The organism is Tropicimonas aquimaris (genome assembly GCF_042676185.1).
Lineage (GTDB): Bacteria > Pseudomonadota > Alphaproteobacteria > Rhodobacterales > Rhodobacteraceae > Tropicimonas > Tropicimonas aquimaris.
In genome coordinates this window covers 124,341-145,938 of record NZ_JBHTJT010000006.1, presented here as the reverse complement: position 1 = coordinate 145,938, position 21,598 = coordinate 124,341, and the positions used below count along the sequence as shown (strand labels likewise).

General features: G+C 65.9%; 22 protein-coding genes. 13 read left to right on the top strand and 9 right to left on the bottom strand.

The features are described 5' to 3' along the window. Nucleotides 1-2: 2 nt before the first annotated feature. From ACFQ2S_RS02570 to ACFQ2S_RS02510, 13 genes are all read left to right on the top strand, one after another. Nucleotides 3-404 carry a hypothetical protein gene (locus ACFQ2S_RS02570; RefSeq protein ID WP_386072467.1) on the top strand — a complete coding sequence of 134 codons (402 nt, stop codon included), beginning with the start codon at nucleotides 3-5 and terminating at the stop codon, nucleotides 402-404. 15 nt (nucleotides 405-419) lie between these two features. Beyond that, the gene (nuoH, locus tag ACFQ2S_RS02565) at nucleotides 420-1,457 is read left to right on the top strand and encodes an NADH-quinone oxidoreductase subunit NuoH (RefSeq protein ID WP_386072465.1); all 1,038 of its coding nucleotides are present in this window, start codon (nucleotides 420-422) and stop codon (nucleotides 1,455-1,457) included. A 4-nt stretch (nucleotides 1,458-1,461) separates the two neighbouring features. After that, on the top strand, nucleotides 1,462-1,956 hold the full coding sequence (gene nuoI / locus ACFQ2S_RS02560) for an NADH-quinone oxidoreductase subunit NuoI (protein WP_089233000.1): 495 nt from the start codon (nucleotides 1,462-1,464) through the stop codon (nucleotides 1,954-1,956). Then, a complete protein-coding gene (locus ACFQ2S_RS02555; protein WP_386072464.1) occupies nucleotides 1,953-2,354 on the top strand; it encodes a carboxymuconolactone decarboxylase family protein in 402 nt (133 codons plus the stop codon). The genes nuoI and ACFQ2S_RS02555 overlap by 4 nt, the downstream gene beginning before the upstream one ends. Nucleotides 2,355-2,358: 4 nt before the next feature. Further along, the gene (locus ACFQ2S_RS02550) at nucleotides 2,359-2,982 is read left to right on the top strand and encodes an NADH-quinone oxidoreductase subunit J (RefSeq protein ID WP_386072462.1); all 624 of its coding nucleotides are present in this window, start codon (nucleotides 2,359-2,361) and stop codon (nucleotides 2,980-2,982) included. A 111-nt stretch (nucleotides 2,983-3,093) separates the two neighbouring features. After that, the gene (gene nuoK, locus ACFQ2S_RS02545; RefSeq protein WP_089233003.1) at nucleotides 3,094-3,399 is read left to right on the top strand and encodes an NADH-quinone oxidoreductase subunit NuoK; all 306 of its coding nucleotides are present in this window, start codon (nucleotides 3,094-3,096) and stop codon (nucleotides 3,397-3,399) included. Between the two features lie 6 nt (nucleotides 3,400-3,405). Continuing rightward, on the top strand, nucleotides 3,406-5,589 hold the full coding sequence (nuoL, locus tag ACFQ2S_RS02540) for an NADH-quinone oxidoreductase subunit L (RefSeq protein ID WP_386072460.1): 2,184 nt from the start codon (nucleotides 3,406-3,408) through the stop codon (nucleotides 5,587-5,589). A 4-nt stretch (nucleotides 5,590-5,593) separates the two neighbouring features. Next, nucleotides 5,594-7,144 (top strand): NADH-quinone oxidoreductase subunit M, encoded by a 1,551-nt coding sequence (locus ACFQ2S_RS02535; protein WP_089233005.1) that lies wholly within the window; start codon nucleotides 5,594-5,596, stop codon nucleotides 7,142-7,144. Nucleotide 7,145: 1 nt separating this feature from the next. Further along, nucleotides 7,146-8,591, top strand: coding sequence for an NADH-quinone oxidoreductase subunit NuoN (gene nuoN / locus ACFQ2S_RS02530; protein WP_386072457.1), 1,446 nt, complete (start codon nucleotides 7,146-7,148; stop codon nucleotides 8,589-8,591). Further along, the gene (locus ACFQ2S_RS02525) at nucleotides 8,578-9,336 is read left to right on the top strand and encodes a biotin--[acetyl-CoA-carboxylase] ligase (protein ID WP_386072454.1); all 759 of its coding nucleotides are present in this window, start codon (nucleotides 8,578-8,580) and stop codon (nucleotides 9,334-9,336) included. The genes nuoN and ACFQ2S_RS02525 overlap by 14 nt, the downstream gene beginning before the upstream one ends. A 45-nt stretch (nucleotides 9,337-9,381) precedes the next feature. Next, a complete protein-coding gene (locus tag ACFQ2S_RS02520) occupies nucleotides 9,382-10,167 on the top strand; it encodes a type III pantothenate kinase (RefSeq protein WP_386072452.1) in 786 nt (261 codons plus the stop codon). Continuing rightward, nucleotides 10,157-11,827, top strand: coding sequence for a ribonuclease J (locus tag ACFQ2S_RS02515; RefSeq protein WP_386072450.1), 1,671 nt, complete (start codon nucleotides 10,157-10,159; stop codon nucleotides 11,825-11,827). Before ACFQ2S_RS02520 ends, ACFQ2S_RS02515 begins: the two co-directional genes overlap by 11 nt. Before the next feature lie 100 nt (nucleotides 11,828-11,927). Further along, complete coding sequence (locus ACFQ2S_RS02510) at nucleotides 11,928-12,431, top strand: hypothetical protein (RefSeq protein ID WP_386072448.1); 504 nt, start codon at nucleotides 11,928-11,930, stop codon at nucleotides 12,429-12,431. A gap of 75 nt (nucleotides 12,432-12,506) precedes the next feature. Here the strand turns inward: ACFQ2S_RS02510 and selD are convergent, their stop codons facing one another. The 9 genes from selD to ACFQ2S_RS02470 form a co-directional block, all read right to left on the bottom strand. Continuing rightward, the gene (selD, locus tag ACFQ2S_RS02505; RefSeq protein WP_386072794.1) at nucleotides 12,507-13,565 is read right to left on the bottom strand and encodes a selenide, water dikinase SelD; all 1,059 of its coding nucleotides are present in this window, start codon (nucleotides 13,563-13,565) and stop codon (nucleotides 12,507-12,509) included. Nucleotides 13,566-13,884: 319 nt separating this feature from the next. Next, nucleotides 13,885-15,345: a DEAD/DEAH box helicase gene (locus tag ACFQ2S_RS02500; protein WP_386072446.1), complete on the bottom strand. Its 1,461-nt coding sequence runs from the start codon at nucleotides 15,343-15,345 to the stop codon at nucleotides 13,885-13,887. A gap of 201 nt (nucleotides 15,346-15,546) precedes the next feature. Continuing rightward, a complete protein-coding gene (locus ACFQ2S_RS02495; protein ID WP_386072444.1) occupies nucleotides 15,547-16,659 on the bottom strand; it encodes a linear amide C-N hydrolase in 1,113 nt (370 codons plus the stop codon). A gap of 125 nt (nucleotides 16,660-16,784) precedes the next feature. Further along, nucleotides 16,785-17,402 (bottom strand): exopolysaccharide biosynthesis protein, encoded by a 618-nt coding sequence (locus ACFQ2S_RS02490; RefSeq protein ID WP_386072443.1) that lies wholly within the window; start codon nucleotides 17,400-17,402, stop codon nucleotides 16,785-16,787. A 79-nt stretch (nucleotides 17,403-17,481) separates the two neighbouring features. Further along, nucleotides 17,482-18,123, bottom strand: a complete 642-nt coding sequence (locus ACFQ2S_RS02485; protein ID WP_386072441.1) for a hypothetical protein — start codon at nucleotides 18,121-18,123, stop codon at nucleotides 17,482-17,484. A 35-nt stretch (nucleotides 18,124-18,158) separates the two neighbouring features. Next, a complete protein-coding gene (locus tag ACFQ2S_RS02480) occupies nucleotides 18,159-18,425 on the bottom strand; it encodes a hypothetical protein (RefSeq protein ID WP_386072438.1) in 267 nt (88 codons plus the stop codon). A 4-nt stretch (nucleotides 18,426-18,429) separates the two neighbouring features. Continuing rightward, the gene (locus ACFQ2S_RS24785) at nucleotides 18,430-18,588 is read right to left on the bottom strand and encodes a GFA family protein (RefSeq protein ID WP_449369408.1); all 159 of its coding nucleotides are present in this window, start codon (nucleotides 18,586-18,588) and stop codon (nucleotides 18,430-18,432) included. 116 nt (nucleotides 18,589-18,704) lie between these two features. Then, on the bottom strand, nucleotides 18,705-19,403 hold the full coding sequence (locus ACFQ2S_RS02475; protein ID WP_386072435.1) for a TylF/MycF/NovP-related O-methyltransferase: 699 nt from the start codon (nucleotides 19,401-19,403) through the stop codon (nucleotides 18,705-18,707). Between the two features lie 332 nt (nucleotides 19,404-19,735). Further along, nucleotides 19,736-21,343: a peptide chain release factor 3 gene (locus tag ACFQ2S_RS02470; protein WP_386072433.1), complete on the bottom strand. Its 1,608-nt coding sequence runs from the start codon at nucleotides 21,341-21,343 to the stop codon at nucleotides 19,736-19,738. Between the last annotated feature and the right edge of the window lie 255 nt (nucleotides 21,344-21,598).

Sequence of the window (21,598 nt, the reverse complement as noted above, 5' to 3'; positions counted from 1 at the left end):
CCATGGGGAGGCGGGCAGCAGGCGCTGCGGCCTTGGCCGCTGCCCTGGCGGGTTGTGGCGGAAGCGAGGGGGCAGTCGACACGACCGAGCCCTTCGCGCCGGTCTATCGCGGCATCGAGACACGCCTTCTGGACGAGAACCTCGTGGGGTTCATCGTCGAGATGGAGGGCGCGCGCGGGAATGCCGACGTGACCGACTACGCCCGTTGCGCCGCGGCCCAGTACACGCTGATCCGGGGCTACGGATTCGCGCGGCATGTCCGCACACGAATTGCACAAGAGGCTGGTGTTTGGCGTGCGGATGCGGTTTACACGATCTCGCCAGCGCTCCCGGACGGGGTGCAGACCATCGACGCGGAAGTGACCGTCGAGGACTGTGCCTCCCGGGGCATACCCACGGTCTGAGGAAGATGAGGCAAAATGGCTGATTTTCTGCAAACGAATCTGGGGATCGTCGTGCTGGTGACAGCGCAGATCCTGTTGTTCGTGACCATTCTTTTCGTCTCGCTCGCCTTCCTGATGTATGCCGACCGCAAGGTCTGGGCGGCGGTGCAGATGCGCAAGGGCCCGAACGTCGTCGGCGCCTTCGGCCTTCTGCAGAGCTTTGCCGACTTCCTGAAATACGTCGCCAAGGAAATCATCGTCCCCGCAGGGGCGGACAAGCCGGTCTATTTCCTGGCGCCGATGATCTCCTTCGTGCTGGCGCTGATTGCCTGGGCGGTTATCCCCTTCGGCGACGGCTGGGCCATCGCCAACCTGAACGTCGCCATCCTCTATGTCTTCGCCATGTCCTCGCTTGAGGTCTACGGCGTGATCATGGGCGGCTGGGCCTCGAACTCGAAATACCCGTTCCTCGGCTCGCTGCGCTCGGCCGCGCAGATGATCTCTTACGAGGTCTCCATCGGCCTGATCATCGTGGGCGTCATCATCTCCACCGGATCGATGAACTTCACCGAGATCGTGCGCGCGCAGGACGGCTCCTTCGGCTTCTTCAACTGGTACTGGCTGCCGCACTTCCCGATGGTGTTCCTGTTCTTCATCTCGGCGCTGGCCGAAACGAACCGGCCGCCGTTCGACCTTCCGGAAGCGGAATCGGAGCTCGTCGCCGGCTACCAGGTGGAATATTCCTCCACGCCCTTCCTGCTCTACATGATGGGTGAACTGATCGCGATCGTGCTGATGTGCGCGCTGGTCACGCTGCTGTTCTTCGGTGGCTGGCTGTCGCCGATCCCCGGGCTACCTGATGGCGTGCTCTGGATGATCGCCAAGATGTGCTTCTTCTTCTTCATCTTCGCGATGGTGAAGGCGATCGTGCCGCGTTACCGCTACGACCAGCTGATGCGTATCGGCTGGAAGGTGTTCCTGCCGATGTCGCTGGGCTGGGTGGTGATCGTGGCCTTCCTGGCGAAATTCGAGGTGCTTGGCGGCTTCTGGGCCCGCTGGGCGATTGGAGGCTGATCCCATGACCGCTATCGACTGGACCCGCGCCACCAAGTACTTCCTGCTGATGGACATGCTGAAGGGCTTTCAGCTCGGGCTGAAATACTTCTTCGCGCCCAAGGCCACGGTGAACTACCCGCACGAGAAGGGCCCGCTCTCTCCGCGTTTCCGCGGCGAGCACGCGCTGCGCCGGTATCCCAATGGCGAGGAACGCTGCATTGCCTGCAAGCTCTGCGAGGCGATCTGCCCGGCCCAGGCCATCGTGATCGACGCAGAGCCGCGCGAGGACGGTTCGCGGCGCACCACGCGATACGACATCGACATGACCAAGTGCATCTACTGCGGCTTCTGCCAGGAGGCCTGCCCGGTCGATGCCATCGTCGAGGGTCCGAACTTCGAGTTCGCCACCGAGACCCGCGAGGAGCTGTTCTACAACAAGGAGAAGCTTCTCGATAACGGCGAGCGTTGGGAGGCGGAGATCGCCCGCAGCATCGAACTGGACGCGCCATACCGATGAACGATTTCACAAAGCTCTTCCAGTCGATGATCGAGCAGAGCCAGGAGATGGCGAAGGCGCTGAACCCGGCGCTGGAGCAGTTCCAGGTGCCCGATTTCGCCGGGATGATGCCAACGATGCCGAAGGAATTCATGGAGATGACCTTCGGCAAGACCTTCAACCCCGGCGGGCTGGATGCCAAGACCCGGCTCTTCGTCACGCTCGGGGCGATGGTCGCGCAGGGGTCGCAGGTCGACCAGCAGATCAAGATGACCGTGCGCCACGCGCTGGAAGCCGGCGCAACGCCGCAGGAAATCGCCGAGGTGATCGGCCAGATGTCTGTCTTCGGGGGCGTGCCCGCGATGACAAAGGCGATGCAGCTCGCACAGGGCGTGATCGCCGAGCAAGGGGAAGGCTGAGACAGTGACCGTCGTCCAATTCGTTTTCTACCTGTTCTCGTTCACGCTGCTCACCGGAGGCGTCTTCACCGTGGTCTCGAAAAGCCCGGTGCACTCGGTGCTGTGGCTCATACTGTCCTTCCTGTCCGGTGCGGGGCTGATGGTGCTGCTGGGCGCGGAATTCGTCGCCATGCTGCTGATCATCGTCTACGTCGGCGCGGTCGCGGTGCTGTTCCTCTTCGTGGTGATGATGCTCGACGTCGATTTCGCGGAACTGCGCGCGGAGATGGCGAGCTACCTGCCGCTGGCACTGGTGATCGCGCTGGTGCTGATCATGCAGCTCGCCATGGCCTTCGGCACCTGGGAACTCGGCGGCGGCGTGGCCCTGCACGATACTCCCGTGGGCACGCCAGAGGGCTCCGGCGCGCACAACACCGCCGCCATCGGCCTGCTGCTTTACGACAAGTATTTCATCCTGTTCCAGCTCGCGGGCCTGATCCTGCTGGTCGCCATGATCGGCGCCATCGTGCTCACGCTGCGGCATCGCAAGGACATCAAGCGCCAGGACGTGCTGGCCCAGATGTACCGCGACCCTGCCAAGTCGATGGAGCTCAAGGACATCAAGCCGGGGCAGGGGCTGACCGAATAGGCCGCGCCCGGGCCCCGCGCCCGGCCAAGGCCGCAAGACGACGCACCGCCTCCCCGGAGGCGTGAAAAAAGACCGCCCTTCGGGGAGAGGACAAGGATCGAGGGACCGACCATGGTCGAACTGGAACATTACCTGGCCGTCGCGGCGACGCTTTTCGTGATCGGCATCTTCGGCATCTTCCTGAACCGCAAGAACGTCATCGTCATCCTGATGTCGATCGAACTGGTCCTGCTGTCGGTCAACATCAACCTCGTCGCCTTCTCGGCCTTCCTGGGCGACCTGACGGGCCAGGTCTTCACGCTCTTCGTGCTGACCGTCGCCGCCGCCGAGGCCGCCATTGGCCTCGCCATCCTCGTCTGCTTCTTCCGCAACCGCGGCACCATCGCGGTGGAAGACGTCAACGTGATGAAGGGGTAAGGGACCATGGCAACCATCATCCTCTTCGCCCCGCTGATCGGCGCGATCATCTGCGGCTTCTTCTGGCGCGTGATCGGCGAGAAGGCCGGGCAGGTGACGGCGACGGCGCTGCTGTTTCTGTCGTTCTTCCTGAGCTGGATCGTGTTCCTCACCCATGACGGCGTGACCGAGCACATCACCATCATGCGCTGGATCGACAGTGGCAGCCTGGTCGCCGACTGGTCGATCCGCCTCGACCGCCTGACCGCCATCATGCTCGTCGTGGTGACGACCGTCTCGGCCTTCGTGCATCTCTACAGCTTCGGCTACATGGCGCATGACCATGCCTTCCCCGAGGACGAGCCCTACCGGGCGCGCTTCTTCGCCTACCTGTCGCTCTTCACCTTCGCGATGCTCGCGCTGGTGACGGCGGACAACCTGGTGCAGATGTTCTTCGGCTGGGAGGGCGTGGGCCTCGCCTCCTATCTGCTCATCGGCTTCTACTACAAGAAGGAGAGCGCCGGCGAAGCGGCCATGAAGGCCTTCATCGTCAACCGGGTCGGCGACTTCGGCTTCGCCCTCGGCATCGCGGGCCTGTTCTTCATGGTGGATAGCGTGGCGCTCGACGACGTCTTCGCCGCCGCGCCGATGCTGGCCGAAAGCACGATCACGTTCCTCTGGAAGGACTGGAACGCGGCAAACCTTCTGGCCTTCCTGCTGTTCGTGGGCGCCATGGGCAAGTCGGCGCAGTTTCTTCTGCACACCTGGCTGCCCGACGCGATGGAGGGCCCGACGCCCGTTTCCGCGCTGATCCACGCAGCCACCATGGTGACGGCGGGCGTGTTCCTCGTCTGCCGCATGTCGCCGCTGATCGAGTTCGCGCCGGGCGCGGCCACCGTGATCGTCTACATTGGAGCCATCACCGCATTCGTCGCGGCGACCGTGGGCCTGGTGCAGAACGACATCAAGCGCGTCATCGCCTATTCGACCTGTTCGCAGCTCGGCTACATGTTCGTCGCCGCCGGCGTCGGCATGTACTCGGCCGCCATGTTCCACCTGCTGACCCACGCCTTCTTCAAGGCCATGCTCTTCCTCGGCGCCGGCTCGGTGATCCACGGGATGCACCACGAGCAGGACATGCGCCGCTACGGCGGCCTGAAGGACAAGTTCCCGGTCACCTACTGGATCATGATGATCGGCACGTTGGCCATCACCGGCGTCGGCATTCCGTTGACCCACATCGGTTTCGCGGGCTTCCTGTCGAAGGACGCGATCATCGAGAGCGCCTGGGCAGGCGGCACCACCGCGGCGGGCTTCGCCTTCTGGGCGCTGGTCGTGGCGGCGCTGATGACCTCGTTCTACTCTTGGCGGCTGATGTTCCTGACCTTCCACGGCCAGGCGCGCGGTGACAAGCACACCCATGAGCACGCCCACGAGAGCCCGCGGGTCATGCTGGTTCCGCTCGTCGTCCTGGCCGTCGGCGCGATCTTCTCGGGGATGGTCTTCTACAATTCCTTCTTCGGGCACACCGACAAGGTGGCGAAGTTCTACGGCATCCCGCTCGCCGGCGAGGTCCATGCCGAGGCGTCGATGGAGGGCCACACCGAAGACACCCATGCCGAGCACATGGCCGACGGCACCGCCGAGGCCGAGCACGGTGAGGGCGCGGAAACCGCCCACGCCACCGAGACCGCCCAGGCGGCCGAAGGCGGCGACGATCATGGCGCCGAGGGCGAGCACCACGCGGCCTTCGGCGGCGCGCCGGGGCAGGGGGCGCTCTACTTCGCGCCCGACAACCACGTGCTCGACGACGCCCATGCCGCGCCGGTCTGGGTCAAGGTCTCGCCCTTTGTCGCGATGCTGCTCGGGCTCGGGCTGGCCTACCTGTTCTACATCCGCAAGCCGGAGCTGCCGGGCAAGCTGGCCGAGAACCAGAAGCCTCTCTACGAGTTCCTGCTCAACAAGTGGTACTTCGACGAGATCTACGACGCGATCTTCGTGAATCCGGTGCGGGCCCTCGGCCGCACGCTCTGGAAGAAGGGCGACGGGGCCACGATCGACGGCGCCATCAACGGGCTGGCGATGGGGGTCATTCCCTTCTTCACCCGCCTCGCGGGCCGTGCCCAGAGCGGATACCTCTTCCACTACGCCTTCGCCATGGTGCTGGGCATCGTCATCCTCGTCACCTGGATGACGATCGCGGGGAACTGAGACCATGCAGAACCTGATCTCGATCATCACCTTCCTGCCGCTGATCGCGGCGCTGATCCTGGCGCTGTTCCTCAAGGGCGAGGACGAGGCCGCGCAGCGCAACGCCAAGTGGCTGGCGCTGATCGCCACCACGGCGACGCTGTTCATCTCGCTCTTCCTGCTCTTCGGCTTCGACCCGTCGAATACCGGCTTCCAGTTCGTGGAAGACCGCGACTGGCTGCTCGGGCTCAAGTACAAGATGGGGGTCGACGGCATCTCGATCCTCTTCGTGATGCTCACCACCTTCCTCATGCCGATCACCATCGCCTCCTGCTGGGACGTGAAGGTGCGCGTGAAGGAATACATGATCGCCTTCCTGCTGCTCGAGACGCTGATGCTCGGCGTCTTCACCGCGCTGGACCTGGTGCTGTTCTACCTGTTCTTCGAAGGCGGCCTGATCCCGATGTTCCTGATCATCGGCATCTGGGGCGGCAAGGACCGTATCTACGCGGCCTTCAAGTTCTTCCTCTACACCTTCCTCGGCTCGCTGCTGATGCTGGTGGCGATGATCGCGATGTACGTCGATGCCGGCACCACCGACATCCCGACGCTGATGCAGCACACCTTCGCCTCCGAGACCTTCCCGGTCCTCGGCTTCCAGATCGTCGGCGGCGTGCAGACGCTGCTGTTCCTGGCCTTCTTCGCCTCCTTCGCGGTCAAGATGCCGATGTGGCCGGTGCACACCTGGTTGCCCGACGCCCACGTCCAGGCGCCCACCGCCGGTTCGGTCGTGCTGGCCGCGATCCTGCTGAAGATGGGCGGCTACGGCTTCCTGCGCTTCTCCCTGCCGATGTTCCCGGTGGGGTCGGAGGTGATGTCCACCTTCGTCTTCTGGCTCTCCGCCATCGCCATCGTCTACGCCTCGCTCGTGGCGCTGGCGCAGGAGGACATGAAAAAGCTCATCGCCTATTCCTCGGTCGCCCACATGGGCTACGTCACCATGGGCATCTTCACGGTGAACCAGCAGGGGCTCGACGGCGCGATCTTCCAGATGCTCAGCCACGGCTTCGTCTCCGGCGCGCTCTTCCTCATCGTCGGGGTGGTCTATGACCGGATGCACACCCGCGACATCGCGGCCTATGGTGGCCTGACGGTGCGGATGCCGGTCTACGCGCTGATCTTCATGCTCTTCACCATGGCCAACGTCGGGCTTCCCGGCACATCTGGCTTCGTCGGCGAATTCCTGACCCTGATGGCGATCTTCCAGGTCAACACCTGGGTGGCGCTGGTCGCCACCTCCGGGGTGATCTTCTCGGCCGCCTACGCGCTCTGGCTCTACCGCCGCGTGATGCTGGGCGACCTGATCAAGGAAAGCCTCAAGACCATTTCCGACACGACCCCGCGCGAGCGCGCGATCTTTGCGCCGCTGGTGGTCATGACCCTTCTGCTGGGCGTCTATCCCTCGCTCGTGACCGACATCATCGGCCCCTCGGTCGAGGCGCTGATCGGCCAGTACGACACCGCCCTCAACGACTACGCGCCGGCCACCGAGCTGGCCATGACCGGAGACCACTGAGATGACGTCTACCGATCTTGCAATCATCCTGCCCGAGATCGTCCTCGCGCTCTTCGCGATGCTGGCGCTGCTCGGGGCGGTCTGGACGGGCAAGGACGAGTCCGCGTCGACGGTCTGCTGGATCACCGCGGCGGTGCTCGTGGCGGTGGCGATCTGGATCTCGCTTTCCGGGGGCGTCAGCCGAGCGGCCTTTGGCGGCATGTTCATCGACGACGCCTTCGCCCGCTTCGCCAAGGTCACGCTGCTGCTCGCGGCGGCGATCGTGCTGATCCTGTCCGAAGGCTTCTTTTCCCGCCGCGGCGCGCTGCATTTCGAATACCCGGTGCTGATCGTGCTGGCTTCCGTCGGCATGATGGTCATGGTCTCCGCCGGCGACCTGATCGCGCTCTACATGGGCCTCGAGCTGCAGTCGCTCTCGCTCTACGTGCTCGCCGCGATCCGGCGCGACAGCGTGAAATCGACCGAGGCCGGCCTGAAGTACTTCACCCTCGGCGCGCTCTCCTCGGGCCTGCTGCTCTATGGCGCCTCGCTGACCTACGGCTACGCCGGCTCGACCGTCTTCAAGGACATCTTCGCCGCCGCGACCGACGGCCACGTTGGCATCGGCCTGCTGCTCGGCCTGACCTTCATGATCTCGGGCTTCGCCTTCAAGGTCTCCGCCGTGCCCTTCCACATGTGGACGCCCGACGTCTACGAGGGTTCGCCGACCCCGGTCACCGCCTTCTTCGCCTCCGCGCCCAAGATGGCGGCGATGGCGATGTTCGCCCGCGCCATGCACGACGCCTTCGGCGATGCGGTCGCCGACTGGCAGCAGATCGTGGCGCTCGTCGCGGTGCTCTCGATCTTCCTCGGCGCCATCGCCGGGATCGGCCAGCGCGACATCAAGCGGCTGATGGCCTATTCCTCGATCTCGCACATGGGCTTCGCGCTGCTCGGCCTCGCCGCCGGCACCGAGCGCGGGGTCTCGGCGATGCTGATCTACATGGCGATCTACGTTACCATGAACATCGGCACCTTTGCCTTCATCCTGTCGATGGAGCGTGAGGGCCAGCACGTCACCCGGATCGACGGTGTATCGATGCTGAGCCGCAAGGAGCCGCTCAAGGCGCTCGCCATGCTGGTGCTGCTGTTCAGCCTCGCCGGGGTGCCGCCGCTCGTCGGCTTCTTCGGCAAGTTCGCGGTGCTGACCGCGGCGCTCGACGCCGATCTCGTCTGGGTCGCGGTGCTCGGCGCGGTGGGCTCGGTGATCTCCGCCTTCTACTACCTGCGGATTGTCTACTACATGTACTTCGGGTCCGACGAGGTCGAACAGATCGACGGTTCGATGAGCCCGGTGCAATGGGTCGTGCTGATGGTATCGGCCGCGATCATGGTGGTGGGCGTCATCAACCTGTTCGGGATCGACGGCCTCGCGGCCAGCGCGGCGGCCTCCCTTGTCGTCAACTGAGGCCTGGCCTGCGGGCTATGACCGCCTGGTGCTGCCGCAGGTCGACAGCACCATGGCCGAGGCCGCGCGCCGCGCGCCGACGCTGGCCGGTCCGACCTGGATCCTCGCGCTGGAGCAAACAGTCGGACGCGGCCGTCGTGGCCGCGCCTGGGTCGCCCCATCCGGGAACTTCGCCGCGACCCTGGTGATGCACCCCGCCGAGGGCGCCTCGCAGGCCGCGCTGCGCAGCTTCACCACCGCGCTCGCGCTCTTCGACGCCTTCGTCGCCGTCACCGGCCGCGCCGAGCCCTTCGCCCTGAAATGGCCGAACGACGTGCTGCTCAACGGCGGCAAGGTCGCGGGCATCCTGCTGGAATCCGCCTCCAACGGCCCCAACCTCAGCTTCCTGTCAGTCGGCGTCGGCGTGAACCTCTCCACCGCGCCGGAGGCCGCGCAGCTCGAGCCGGGCGCGCTCCGCCCTGTCTCGCTGCTGGAGGAGACCGGCGCGCGGGTCACGCCTGAGGAGTTCCTCGACGCGCTCGCCCCAGCCTTTGCCCGCCACGAGACACGCCTCGCCACCTACGGATTCGCCCCGATCCGCGAGGCCTGGCTCGCCCGCGCCGCGCGGCTCGGCGAGACGATCACCGCCCGCACCGGCAGCGAAACCGTCACCGGCATCTTCGAGACGGTCGACGCCACCGGCAACATCGTCCTCGCCACGCCCGCCGGCCGCCGCGCCATCCCCGCCGCCGACATCTTCTTCTAACCCCCGCAAACGGCCCCGCCCCGAGCCAACGGAGCAGACCCGCCCATGCTTCTCTGCATCGACACCGGAAACACCAACACCGTCTTCTCCGTCTGGGACGGCACGAAATTCCTGACCACGTTGCGCACCGCGACCGAGCACCAGCGCACCGCCGATCAGTATTTCGTCTGGTTCTCGACCCTGATGCAGCACCACGGCGTGCCGATCGAGATCGACGAGATGATCATCTCCTCGACCGTGCCGCGCGTGGTCTTCAACCTGCGCGTGCTGGCCGATCGCTATTTCAACTGCCGCCCGCTCGTGGTCGGCAAGCCCGATTGTCTGCTGCCCAACCCGCCGCGCGTCGATCGCTCGGCCCAGGTCGGCCCCGACCGGCTGGTCAACACCGCCGGCGCCTTTGATCGGCACGGCGGCGACCTCGTCGTGGTGGATTTCGGCACCGCCACCACCTTCGACGTGGTCTCCAAGGATGGCGCCTACATCGGCGGCGTGATCGCCCCGGGCGTGAACCTCTCGCTCGAGGCTCTGCACCTCGCCGCCGCCGCCCTGCCGCATGTCGATATCACCAAACCGCAACAGGTGATCGGCACCAACACTGTCGCCTGCATGCAGTCGGGCATCTTCTGGGGCTACGTCGGCCTGGTGCGCGGCATCTGCGACCGAATCCTGGCTGAGCGCGAGCGCCCGATGAAGATCATCGGCACCGGAGGGCTTGCGCCCCTGTTCAGCCAGGGCGATGTATTGTTCGATGTTATCGAAGAAGATTTGACGATGCATGGTCTCACGGTCATCCATCGGTATAACAAGGAATATAAAGAAAATGAGCGGTAACGAGCGGCTGGTCTACCTTCCCCTTGGCGGGGCGGGCGAAGTGGGGATGAACGCCTATGTCTACGGCTACGGCAAGCCGGGCAAGGAGCGGCTGATCCTGGTCGACCTCGGCGTGACCTTCCCCGACATGGACACCACCCCGGGCATCGATCTGATCTTTCCGGACATGTCCTGGCTGATCGAGCGTGCCGACAGGCTCGAGGCAATCTTCATCACCCACGGGCACGAGGACCATATCGGCGCGCTCGCCCATTTCTGGGACGACCTTCGCGTGCCGGTCTACTGCCGCCGCTTCACCGGCCACCTGGCCGCCCGCAAGATGGAGGAGCGCGGGCAGGACCCCGAGCACATCCACATAGTCGGCGCCCATCCGGACGTGGTCGAGGCGGGGCCGTTCACCGTCTCCTTCGTGCCGGTCTCGCATTCGATCCCGGAAAGCTCCGGGCTGGTTATCGACACACCGGCTGGCCGACTGGTCCATACCGGCGACTTCAAGCTCGACGGCGCCCCGGTTGTTGGCGAGCCCTTCAGTGCCGAGCTCTGGCACGAGATCGCCAGGGGCGGGGTGAAGGCTCTGATCTGCGACAGCACCAATATCCACGTCGAGACCCCGGGCCGCTCCGAGGCAACCCTCGGGCCGCATATCCGCGAATTGGTGGCCGGGGCCAGCGGCATGGTGGTCGCCACCACCTTCGCCTCCAACGTGGCGCGGGTGAAGACGCTGGCCGAGGCCGGGCGCGACGCGGGCCGCTCGGTCTGCCTCATGGGGCGGGCGATGCTGCGCATGGTGCAGGCCGCAGTCGAAACCGGCGTGCTGACCGATTTTCCGCCCGTCATCTCCCACGAGGAGGCGGAGGATATCCCACGCGACAACCTGATGCTGATCGTGACCGGCAGCCAGGGTGAACGCCGTGCCGCCACCGCGCAGCTCTCGCGCGGCAAGTACTTGGGCATGGAACTGGTCGAGGGCGATACGTTCCTGTTTTCCTCCAAGACGATCCCCGGCAATGAGCGCGGCGTGCTGCGGATCGTCAATGCCTTCTCCGAGATGGGCGTGAACGTGGTCGACGACAGCTCGTCGCTCTACCACGTCTCCGGCCACGCCAACCGCCCGGACCTCGAGGCGCTGCACGAGTTGATGCGGCCGCAGATGCTGATCCCGATGCACGGCGAGCACCGGATGCTGCGCCGCCACGCCGAAGCCGGCGCCGCCCGCGGCATCGCCTCGGTGGTCGCGGTCAACGGCACCATGCTCGACCTGACCGGCGCGGCGCCCAAGGTCTGCGAACACGTGGAAACCGGCCGCGTCTATCTCGACGGGACGCTCAAGGTGGGTGCGCTGGACGGCGTGGTCCGCGACCGGATCCGCATGGCGCTCAACGGCCATGTCATGCTCAACGTGATCCTCGACGAGGAGGACGAACCGCTGGGCGAGCCCTGGGCCGAGATCCGCGGCCTCGCCGAGACCGGCCGGTCGAAAGCGCCGCTGGTCGACATCATCGAGGCGGAGACCGGCCAGTTCCTGGCCCGCGCCGATGACAAGGTGCTGACCGACGACGACAAGCTCGACGCCGCGCTGCGCCGCGCCGTGCGGCAGGTCGCGGTCGAGGAGATCGGCAAGAAGCCGGAAGTGACGGTGGTGATCTCCCGCCTCGCCTGATCGGCGAAGGCGGCCTCCCGGCTGCAAGAAGCGCCCGGCCGTGCTAGGCTCGCTCAGCGGGCCGCCACGCCGGCCCGCGGGTTTCAGCCGGGAGGGGCACATGTCTTACAGGGAATTGTTTGCGGAAGCGGAATGGTCCGGGGTCGTCCAGGGGCCAATGCTGGCGGGATTCGCGGTCACGGCGGCCGATCCCAACGGGTTGATCGGCGCGGTGCAGGAAAGCGCCGCCATGGCAAATGCGTTCAAGGCCGGATCGGAGGCCGCCGCCGCGGGCTCGCTGATCGCGGAGGTCGCCGCGGCCTACGAGACCAGCGAGGGCCGCTCCCTCGCCCTGGCCGGCCCCCGGGAACTCGCCAAGGGCCGCAAACCGGCCGAAGCCTGCGCCGCCGCAATTGCCCGCCTTGCCGAGACTGCGGCCAGCCTGCGCGAAACCGCGCCCGCCGAGGCGCCGGCTTTCTGCGACTGGCTGCGCGACATCGCCGCCAATGTGGCAGAGGCGACCTCTGAGGGCGGCTTCCTGGGCTTCGGCGGAGAGAAGGTGTCGGAGGCCGAGCGCAAGACCCTCGCCGACATCGACACCGCGCTGGCCCCCCCGACCGGCTGACGCAAGCGCGCCGCTGTGCGCGGGCCGCCCTTTCACCTGTTCATGGATATCCCCGGGGTCCGGGGGGGGCGTGCCTCAGATCACGGCGACCCGGTGCTGGCCCTCCGCTTCGCCGACCTCGCCGATCACGGCGGCGGAGGCAAAGTCGTGGCGCCGGAACAGCTCCAGCACCGTCTCGACCCGCTCGGGCGCGCAGGAGACCATCAGCCCGCCGGAGGTCTGCGGGTCGGTCAGGAGCGCCCGGTCCAGCTCCGTCCGCTCCGCCGAGAGCGCGATCTCGGCGCCGTAACTCGCCCAGTTCCGGCCCGAGGCCCCGGTGATGAAGCCCTGCGCTGCCAGCTCCGGCACGCCTGGCATCATCGGTACGGCGCTCCAGTCCAGCCGCGCCCCGCAATTGCCACCGCGGAGCATCTCCAGCAGATGGCCGCCGAGGCCGAAGCCGGTCACGTCGGTCAGGGCGTGGACGCCGTCGATCTCGGCCAGCTCCGGGCCGGGCGTATTGAGCTGCGTCGTGGTGGCGATCATCCGTGCATAGCCCGCGTCATCGAGCGCGCCGGCCTTGAGCGCGGCCGACATGACGCCGGCTCCGAGAGGTTTGCCCAGCACCAGCCGGTCGCCGGCCCGTGCGCCGGCGTTCTTCTTGACGAGGTCGGGATGCACGAGACCGAGCGCCACGAGGCCATAGATCGCCTCCACCGAGTCGATCGAGTGGCCGCCGACCACCGGGATGCCGGCCGCCCGGGCCGCGCTCGCCCCGCCTTCGAGGATGCGGCCGATGGTCTGTTTCGAGAGCACGTTGATCGGCATGCCCACCAGCGCCAGCGCCATGATCGGCCGGGCGCCCATCGCGTAGATGTCGCTGATCGCGTTGGTGGCGGCGATGCGGCCGAAATCGTAGGGGTCGTCGACGATCGGCATGAAGAAATCGGTCGTGGCGACCAGCGCCTGGTTGTCGTTGAGCCGATAGACGGCGGCGTCGTCGGCGGTCTCGTTGCCCACGAGGATCTCGGCGGGCAGGGTCATGGCGGTGGTCTCGCGCAGAATCTCAGAAAGCACCGCGGGGGCGATCTTGCAGCCGCAGCCGCCGCCGTGGGAGAGCGAGGTCAGGCGGGGTTCGGCGGGCGTGTCGATCACATTCATGCGGGAAGCCTCTGGTGGCTGGGGCTGTCCGTTGAAGTTGAGGGCAGCCGGGGGGGGATGCGGGCCCGGCGCGCAGGAGGCGTGCGGGGCGGCAACGGACTAGACCTCGGGGGGAGGGGCTGTCAACGCGCGACGGGGCCGCAGGGCTCCCGCCGCTCGTCAGGCATCGCAGATGCCTTCCTCCCGTTGGGCGTGGCACGCTGACGCGTGCCGGGACCGTGTGCTGGGACACACGAGAAGACCGGACCTGTCGTTCAGACGGAGCCGGGCGAGAGAATCCAAGGGGTAGATGGGCCGGAGCCCGCTGCCGGTGTCAGGCGAAGGAGCGCAGGATGAAATCTGGCACGTGGTCGCCCATGCCGACGACGCCGTTCTTGTCCTCGCGGGCGCTGCCACGGCGGGAGCGCGTGTTGCGGCGCTCGCTGGGGCTGGCCTCGGTCTCGGACTGGGCCGGTGGCGTCGCGGCCTCGGTCGCGGTCTCCCGGTCGCTTACCTCCGGCGAGGCCGACTCGGCGCGGCGGCTGTCGCTGCGCCGCGACACGGAGCGGCTCCGTCTCGGGCGCTCCGAGGTCGATTCGGCGGCCTCGTCCTTCGACCGGCCGGTGGCGCGGCGCTCCGAGGCGGGCAGTTCCGGTGCCTCGATCCGCGGGATCTCCTGCTTCACCATGGCCTCGATCGCGGCCAGCGACTTGTCGTCGGCGGGCGTGGCGATCATGAAGGTCGTGCCCTCGCGGCCGGCGCGGCCGGTCCGTCCGATCCGGTGCACATAGTCCTCTGCGTGATTCGGCACGTCGAAGTTGAACACGTGGCTTACGTTCGGGATGTCGAGGCCGCGGGCGGCCACGTCGGAGGCCACCAGGAGCTTGATGGATCCGTCGCGGAACCCATCCAGTGTCCGCGTCCGGTGCGACTGGTCCAGGTCCCCGTGAATGGGCTCGGCGTTGTAGCCGTGCTTCTTCAGCGACTTGGCGACGACATCCACGTCCACCTTGCGGTTGCAGAAGATGATCGCGTTGCGGAACTTCTCGCCCTCACTCTCGATCAGGGAGCGCAGCATGGCGCGCTTCTCGCTGGCCGTACGGTCCCGCCGGGAGGGTTTGAACTGAACCAACCCCTGCGTGATCGTCTCGGACGTGGTGGCCTGTCGGGCGACCTCGATTTTCACCGGGGCGTGCAGGAAGGTGCTGGTCAGCCGTTCGATCTCCGGCGGCATGGTGGCCGAGAAGAACAGGGTCTGACGGGTGAAGGGCGTGAGCTGGAAGATACGCTCGATGTCCGGGATGAAGCCCATGTCGAGCATCCGGTCGGCCTCGTCGACCACCATCACCTGAACGCCGGTCAGCAGCAGCTTGCCGCGCTCGAAATGGTCGAGCAGGCGGCCCGGGGTGGCGATCAGCACGTCGACACCCTTGTCGATGAGCTTGTCCTGCTCGCCGAAGGACACTCCGCCGATCAGCAGCGCCTTGGTGAGGCGGGTGTATTTGGCATAGGCGTCAAAGTTCTCGGCGACCTGCGCGGCCAGTTCCCGCGTCGGGGCCAGCACAAGGGAGCGCGGCATCCGCGCCCGCGCCCGGCCACGGCCCAGCAGCGTGATCATCGGCAGGGTGAACGAGGCGGTCTTGCCGGTGCCCGTCTGGGCGATGCCGAGCACGTCCTTTCCCTCCAGAGCCGGTGGAATCGCGCCCGCCTGGATCGGGGTAGGGGTCTCGTACCCGGTTTCTTCGATGGCTTTGAGTACCTTGGGGTCAAGGCTGAGGTCAGAAAACTTTGTCATATACGTCCAGTGTAGGCGGCCCGGGAAGGGCAGCTAGTGGTTGGGACGTACGATCTCACGCCCCGGCGTCTCTGGTCCGCGCGGCTCGCGGACTGCGTCCGTGTACCTCAGGTTCCACTCAGCGTCAACTTGGCCGGCAGGCGGAGCCATTCGCGCTGCGTTTCGCCCACCGGGGCACCGGCCCGAATTCGGCAAGCGGGATCAATTCGGCAGCGTAAGTTCTTCGATGTCCTGCTGCCTTTCGCGGTCGAGCGGCAGGAAGACGGGGGCTGCAAGGGTCTCGAAATCGATCTTGCCCAGGTCGAGCATCCGGACCCGCCGGTTGTGCTGTGTGTGATAGTAGAGCACCCGGTTCCTGGTATCCATCGCCGTGGTCCAGATCGTTGCCGAGCGCATCGCGTCGATCTCGCCGACCACGTCCGAACCCTCTGCGCCGCCAAGCGGCAGGTTGAAGTTGTCGAGGATCCGGAACACCTCGTAGATCGTTTCCGGTCCGTCTTCCGTCGGCCGCGCCGTCGCACTGAAGGCGACCGCCCGGACGAAGCGGGAGGGCGGGGTGAAGTCGCCCGGCAGGCCCTTCATGCCGCTGCCTGCTCCGAGCGGTGTAAAATCGATCTCGCCGATGCTGACCCCGGGCAGCGCCACCGGCGAGAGATTCACGAAGTTGCGCAGGTTGGTCATGTGCCAGTCGTATGTCGGTGCGTTGGTCAGAACGCCCAGCGGCGCCTCGAAAGTCACGGCCTGACCGCCGCGGAACTCAATCACCAGCGCCTCGCCGGTCGGATCGGTCAGCAGGAAGTGCAGCGGCGCGGGAAAGCCAAGCACCGGCTCCACCGCCGCGACCACGTGCAGCTCGCCCACCCGCTCGCGCACCTCGGCGATGCTGCCGAAACTGCTCAGGATGAAGTTGCCGACGTCGAGGGGGTTCAGTGCCTCGGCCTGCCGATCGGGTTCGATGGGGGCGTACTCCGCGAACCCGGGATGGTAGAATGCTCCGAGCGTCAGCCCGGCTTCGTTCATTCCGTCGAGCGCGAGCGGCCGTTCCAGACCGTCCAGCGCGACCAGCCCGTAGCGACCTGTCCAGGTCCTGCCGGTCATACCCTCTCCGAGATCGGAGCTGAAGGCATGGCCGCGTGGCAGCAGCATCACGCGGGAGTGGAGATCGAATGCCCCCCATTCCATCGTCCGCCCGTAGACCGACGCGCCGTCCATGGCATGCAGCGTGATCCCGGTGCAGGCGTCGGCGGTGCTCGTCAGGCCGAACGCGGCGATGGCCGTGGCCGCCAGGAGGTGTTTCGCGATCCTGAATGTCATGGAGTCCAACCTTTTTCTCGAGATGAATTCGCGTTCCGGTAATTCGGTTTTCCCGAGGCTCAGCTTGGTCCGGCCGGTCAGCCCGTCAAGCGTCGCAAGGACGCAAGGGGCTGCTGCGCGCCGCTTCAGGCCAGCCCCGCCAGCCAGAGGGCGCCCCAGGCGGCCGGCAGGAACAGCGCGAACCCCGCTGCCACGAAGCGCCCGTCTCCGGTGGTCAGTCCGATGCCGAACAGAAGCGGGTGGATCGCGAGCAGGAATGGCAGGCCCGGGATGGCGCCGATCGCGATGATGGCGAGGCTGGTCACCGCCACCACGAGCGCCACGGCCCAGGAGACGAGCCGCGACCGGGCAAGCCACACCAGGTGCGGGCGGATCATCCGGTCGAGCCGCATCGCGGTCGGCCGGGCCCGGTCGAGCGCATGCAGGATCACCGGTCCGGGGATCTGGCGGCGATAGAACCAGGGCGGGAGCCAGATCTCGCGCCGCCCGCGCAGCATCTGGATGCAGGTTGTCAGCATGATCGCGCCCATGATCGCGGGCACCATGGGGACCATGCCCGTCGGAAGCAGGGTCAGGCCCGAAGCCAGCGTCAGCACCGGCCCGAAGCCCCGCCGCCCGAGCGTGTCCAGCATCTCGCCGAACAGGACCGCCTGGCGATTGCCGACGCTCGCGGCAATGTCCTCCAACATCGCCTCCAGCGGCGGCGGCGTGGCCTGAGGGCGTGGCGCGGAAGGGTCGGTCATTACTCTCGGGTCACTGCGGCAATGGTCACTGGAAAGCGGGCAGGCAAACGCTACTCCTCCGTGGCCCGGGAGGAAACACTCAGACCGATGCAGAGGGATGCAGCTGCGGGTAGTATCCGGCGCGGAGCACCTCCACCGTCGCGCGCGGAGTCAGAACCTCGACGCGGGTCTCGGGCGGTCTCGTCTGCGGCGAGCCGTAGCCGCCCGGCGAGAACTGCCGCAGCGCCCCCTGCAGAACAAGCGCAGCCGCGCCCCGATCCGACACCATTGCGCCATCGGGCAGGTCATGGAGCGCCGCCGCGTGCCGGCGCTGCCCTCTATCCTGGCCGACCCGGTCGGAGTGCAGCCTGCGGTCGATCCCAGCCGCTCGCTCTCGCCGTCCGAAGGCCCGCTCCCAGGCATCGCCAAATCGCACGTAATTCTGCCGCCGGCATTCGGCGCAGGGCCGGTGCCCGGCCGCCAGCGCCACCGCCTCGTCCAAAAAGAACAGCTCGGTATACCGCCCAGGCGCCATCACCTCGCGCCGTCGCTCCTTGAACGACAGAACGCAGCAGATCCAGTGCGGATGTTTCCAGCGGCTGACGCCCAACCGACCGTCCGCGTCATGCAGGATTCCCCGGTTGCCCATCAGCAGTCCGCGCTCCGGGATGGCGACAATCTCGCCGGTCGGCAGGACGCGGTTCTGGCGTGGGCGGTGCCCGGTCGGGCTGGCTGTCTGCATGATGCGGCGGGGGACCTCTCCCGTGGCGACCCCGGCTATTCGGCCATGACCTCGCCCGAGCCGCCGAAATCGGCCGGGAAATCCCTGAACTTCGGCAGGCCGTCCCGCATCGGCAGGACAGTGTCGGCATAGTTCACGTGCACACCGGGCTGGAAGTCGACGCTCGGCAGGATCGCCGCGTAAATGTCGATCAGGTTCAGCCCGGGGTGCCCAGCCATGATGTGCCCGCCAAAGAGGTTGCACCACTTGCGGTCACTGTTCTCTGTCTTGTTGTACTGCCGGATGTGCTCTTCGCCTTTCACGACCTTAACCGCGTTCGGATCCCAGAGAGTGAAAGCATTGACCGGGGCCCGCCGACCAGTGGCGACAGCTATCGCAATGGCAATAGCCCATTCCCGCCGGGTCGCCACTGACCTCGACCTCGACAGCTCCGCAGAAACACTGTCCCTTGTGAATCTCGGCCATATCGCATTCCTCCCCATGAGTGAACTTGCACTGAGACAACTCTACCATAGCCTGAGCGCCCCGCCTAATTGCTGGCGGTGCGGTGCCAGAACCGGAAGGCTGCTATTGCCGGCATCTCAGGGGAAGGGAGAGTCATCGCCACGCAGCCGCAGGTCATCGCGCCGGGTCTCCTTCAGCTTGTGTTGGAACTTCGCATCCAGATTGATGAAGCGGTACAGTCTGTTGGAATTCCAGCTTAAATACCGGTCTGGGACGAGTTCGATCCCGCTGCCGAAGTCGCCGCGATTGATCTCGTGAACGGCCCGCATCTCGCCGGTAAAGCGCGAACTGAAATTATAGTAGATGTCGTCGAAATAGATGACTGTCCCAGTCGGAATCCAGGGGATCAGTCGTTTGAACACCGAAATCGTGCTTGAGTAGAGGTCGCAGTCGATCCAGATGAGCGCGGGGCGGTATTCCTCCAGCGTTGCCAGGAAGTCTTTCGTCAGCGTGTCTTCGAACAGCCCCTTGTGGAGTTCGAAGTTTCCGTACTTCGCGCCGCAGTAGCTTTGAAGCTCGTCGTATCGCCCCTTGTAGGTCCCGGCCACCCAGTCGTCGCCTTCAATGAGCGCACCGTCTGCGCCCTGGTCGATATCCGGCAGGCCCTCGAATGTGTCGAAGCCGTGGAACATCACACGGCTTTCCATCTTCAGGTATCTGGCGGCATGGAGTTTCTTGGTGAATGCGTAACCATCCGCGACGCCGAATTCCAGAACAGAAAAGCTGCCCTCGTAGTCGTCTCGGAACGCGCGGAGCACTTCGTAGATGTGGTCCATTCTTTAGAAACCGGATGACAGGTTCCTCAGAAACCGCCGCGGCGTGTACACGACATTGAGGTAGACCCAGGTCTTCGGGTTCGTCCCTGGAATACAGCGACCAAGCAGCCGCAATCCCTTTTGAAAGCCGCCGCCCTTTTCCGCCATGACAGATCCCCCGCGATTACCCTGGCTCCTCTCTTCAAAAGCAGCCAACAACCTCCTGTTCTCGATGCCTGATTGGCATCGTTCTACGCAGGATAATCGTATTCCAAAAAGCGAATTTTACCAAGGAGAGACTCGTCGGCGATCTCATGCAAGGCTCCGCGGGGGGAGGTCCCGCTGTCAGGGTATCAGACCATCATCTCCTTGGTCGCGGAGAGTTTCACGTCCGGGTAATCCCGCACGATCCGATCGATGTCCCATTGCAGGCGGGTCAGGTAGACGAGGTCGCCGTCGTTGTCATGGGCCAGGTGACCCTTGTTGGCATTGGCGAAGGCGTCGACCTTGTCCTTCGGCCCCGTGACCCAGCGGGCGGAGGTGAACTGCGAGGGCTCGAAGCGCACCGGCAGGCCGTATTCGAGCTCGATCCGGCTCGCCAGCACCTCGAACTGCAGCGCGCCGACGACGCCTACGATGAAACCCGAGCCAATCGACGGCTTGAAGACCTTGGCGGCGCCTTCCTCGGCGAACTGCATCAGCGCCTTGTCGAGGTGCTTGGCCTTCATCGGGTCGCCCGCCCGGCAGCTCTGCAGCAGCTCCGGCGCAAAGCTCGGGATGCCCGTGACCTTGAGCGCCTCGCCCTCGGTCAGCGTGTCGCCGATCCGGAGCTGGCCGTGGTTCGGAATGCCGATGATGTCGCCGGCCCAGGCCTCCTCGGCCAGTTCCCGGTCGGAGGCGAGGAACAGCACCGGGTTGCTCACCGCCATCGGCTTCTTGGTGCGGACGTGGGTCAGCTTCATGCCGCGCTTGAAATGGCCCGATGCCATGCGGACAAAGGCCACGCGGTCGCGGTGCTTGGGGTCCATGTTGGCCTGCACCTTGAACACGAAGCCCGCGACCTTGGTTTCCTCGGGCGCGATCTGGCGGGGCTCGGCGCGCTGCACCTGCGGCTCGGGGCCGTAGGTGCCGATGCCTTCCATCAGCTCCTTCACCCCGAAGGAGTTGATCGCGGAGCCGAACCAGATCGGCGTCATGTGCCCTTCGAGAACGGATTGCGGATCGAGCTCCGGCAGAAGCTCCTTCGCCATCTCCAGTTCTTCCAGGAACACCTCCAGCAGGTGCGCCGGCACCAGCTCGGCCAGCTTCGGATCGTTCAGCCCTTCGATGGCCACGCTCTCGGCCACCTTGTTGCGGTCGGCGCGGTCCATCAGCTCCAGCCGGTCGCGCAGGATGTCGTAGCAGCCGATGAAGTCCTGCCCCTTGCCGATGGGCCAGGAAGCCGGCGTCACGTCGATCGCCAGCATCTCCTGGATCTCGTCGATGATCTCGAAAGTGTCGCGGCTCTCGCGGTCCATCTTGTTGCAGAAGGTCAGGATCGGCAGGTCGCGCAGCCGGCAGACCTCGAAGAGCTTCTGCGTCTGGCTCTCCACGCCCTTGGCCCCGTCGATCACCATGATCGCCGCGTCCACCGCCGTCAGCGTGCGATAGGTGTCCTCGGAGAAGTCCGAGTGGCCCGGCGTGTCCACCAGGTTGAAGCGGAACGTCTTGAAATCGAACGACATCGCCGAGGCGCTGACCGAGATCCCGCGGTCCTTCTCCATCTGCATGAAGTCCGACCGCGTCCGTCGCGCCTCGCCCTTGGCGCGCACCTGTCCCGCCATCTGGATGGCGCCGCCATACAGGAGGAACTTTTCCGTCAGCGTGGTCTTGCCGGCGTCGGGATGCGAGATGATCGCGAATGTCCGGCGGCGGGCAATCTCGGGCGGCAGTTCGGGGCGGTTTGTGCGCGTGTCCAACATGACCGCGCATATAGGCGAGGGGTGCGCGGGGGGCAATTGGTTCCGCAAGGCTTGGGCCTCGATACGTCGTCATGACGGGCTGGCCGGAGGGCGCAGGGCGGACCCAGGCCGTTTGCCACGTCGTCAGACCCGTTGAGTGGCGATTACTCCGCGCTAGACTTTTTCGCAGAGAAGACAGGGAGAGCGCGCGCCACATTGCCCGCGGCATATCCGTGCAGGCAAGGCGGCATTCGTGAAGCGGCCCACGGGAGGAGA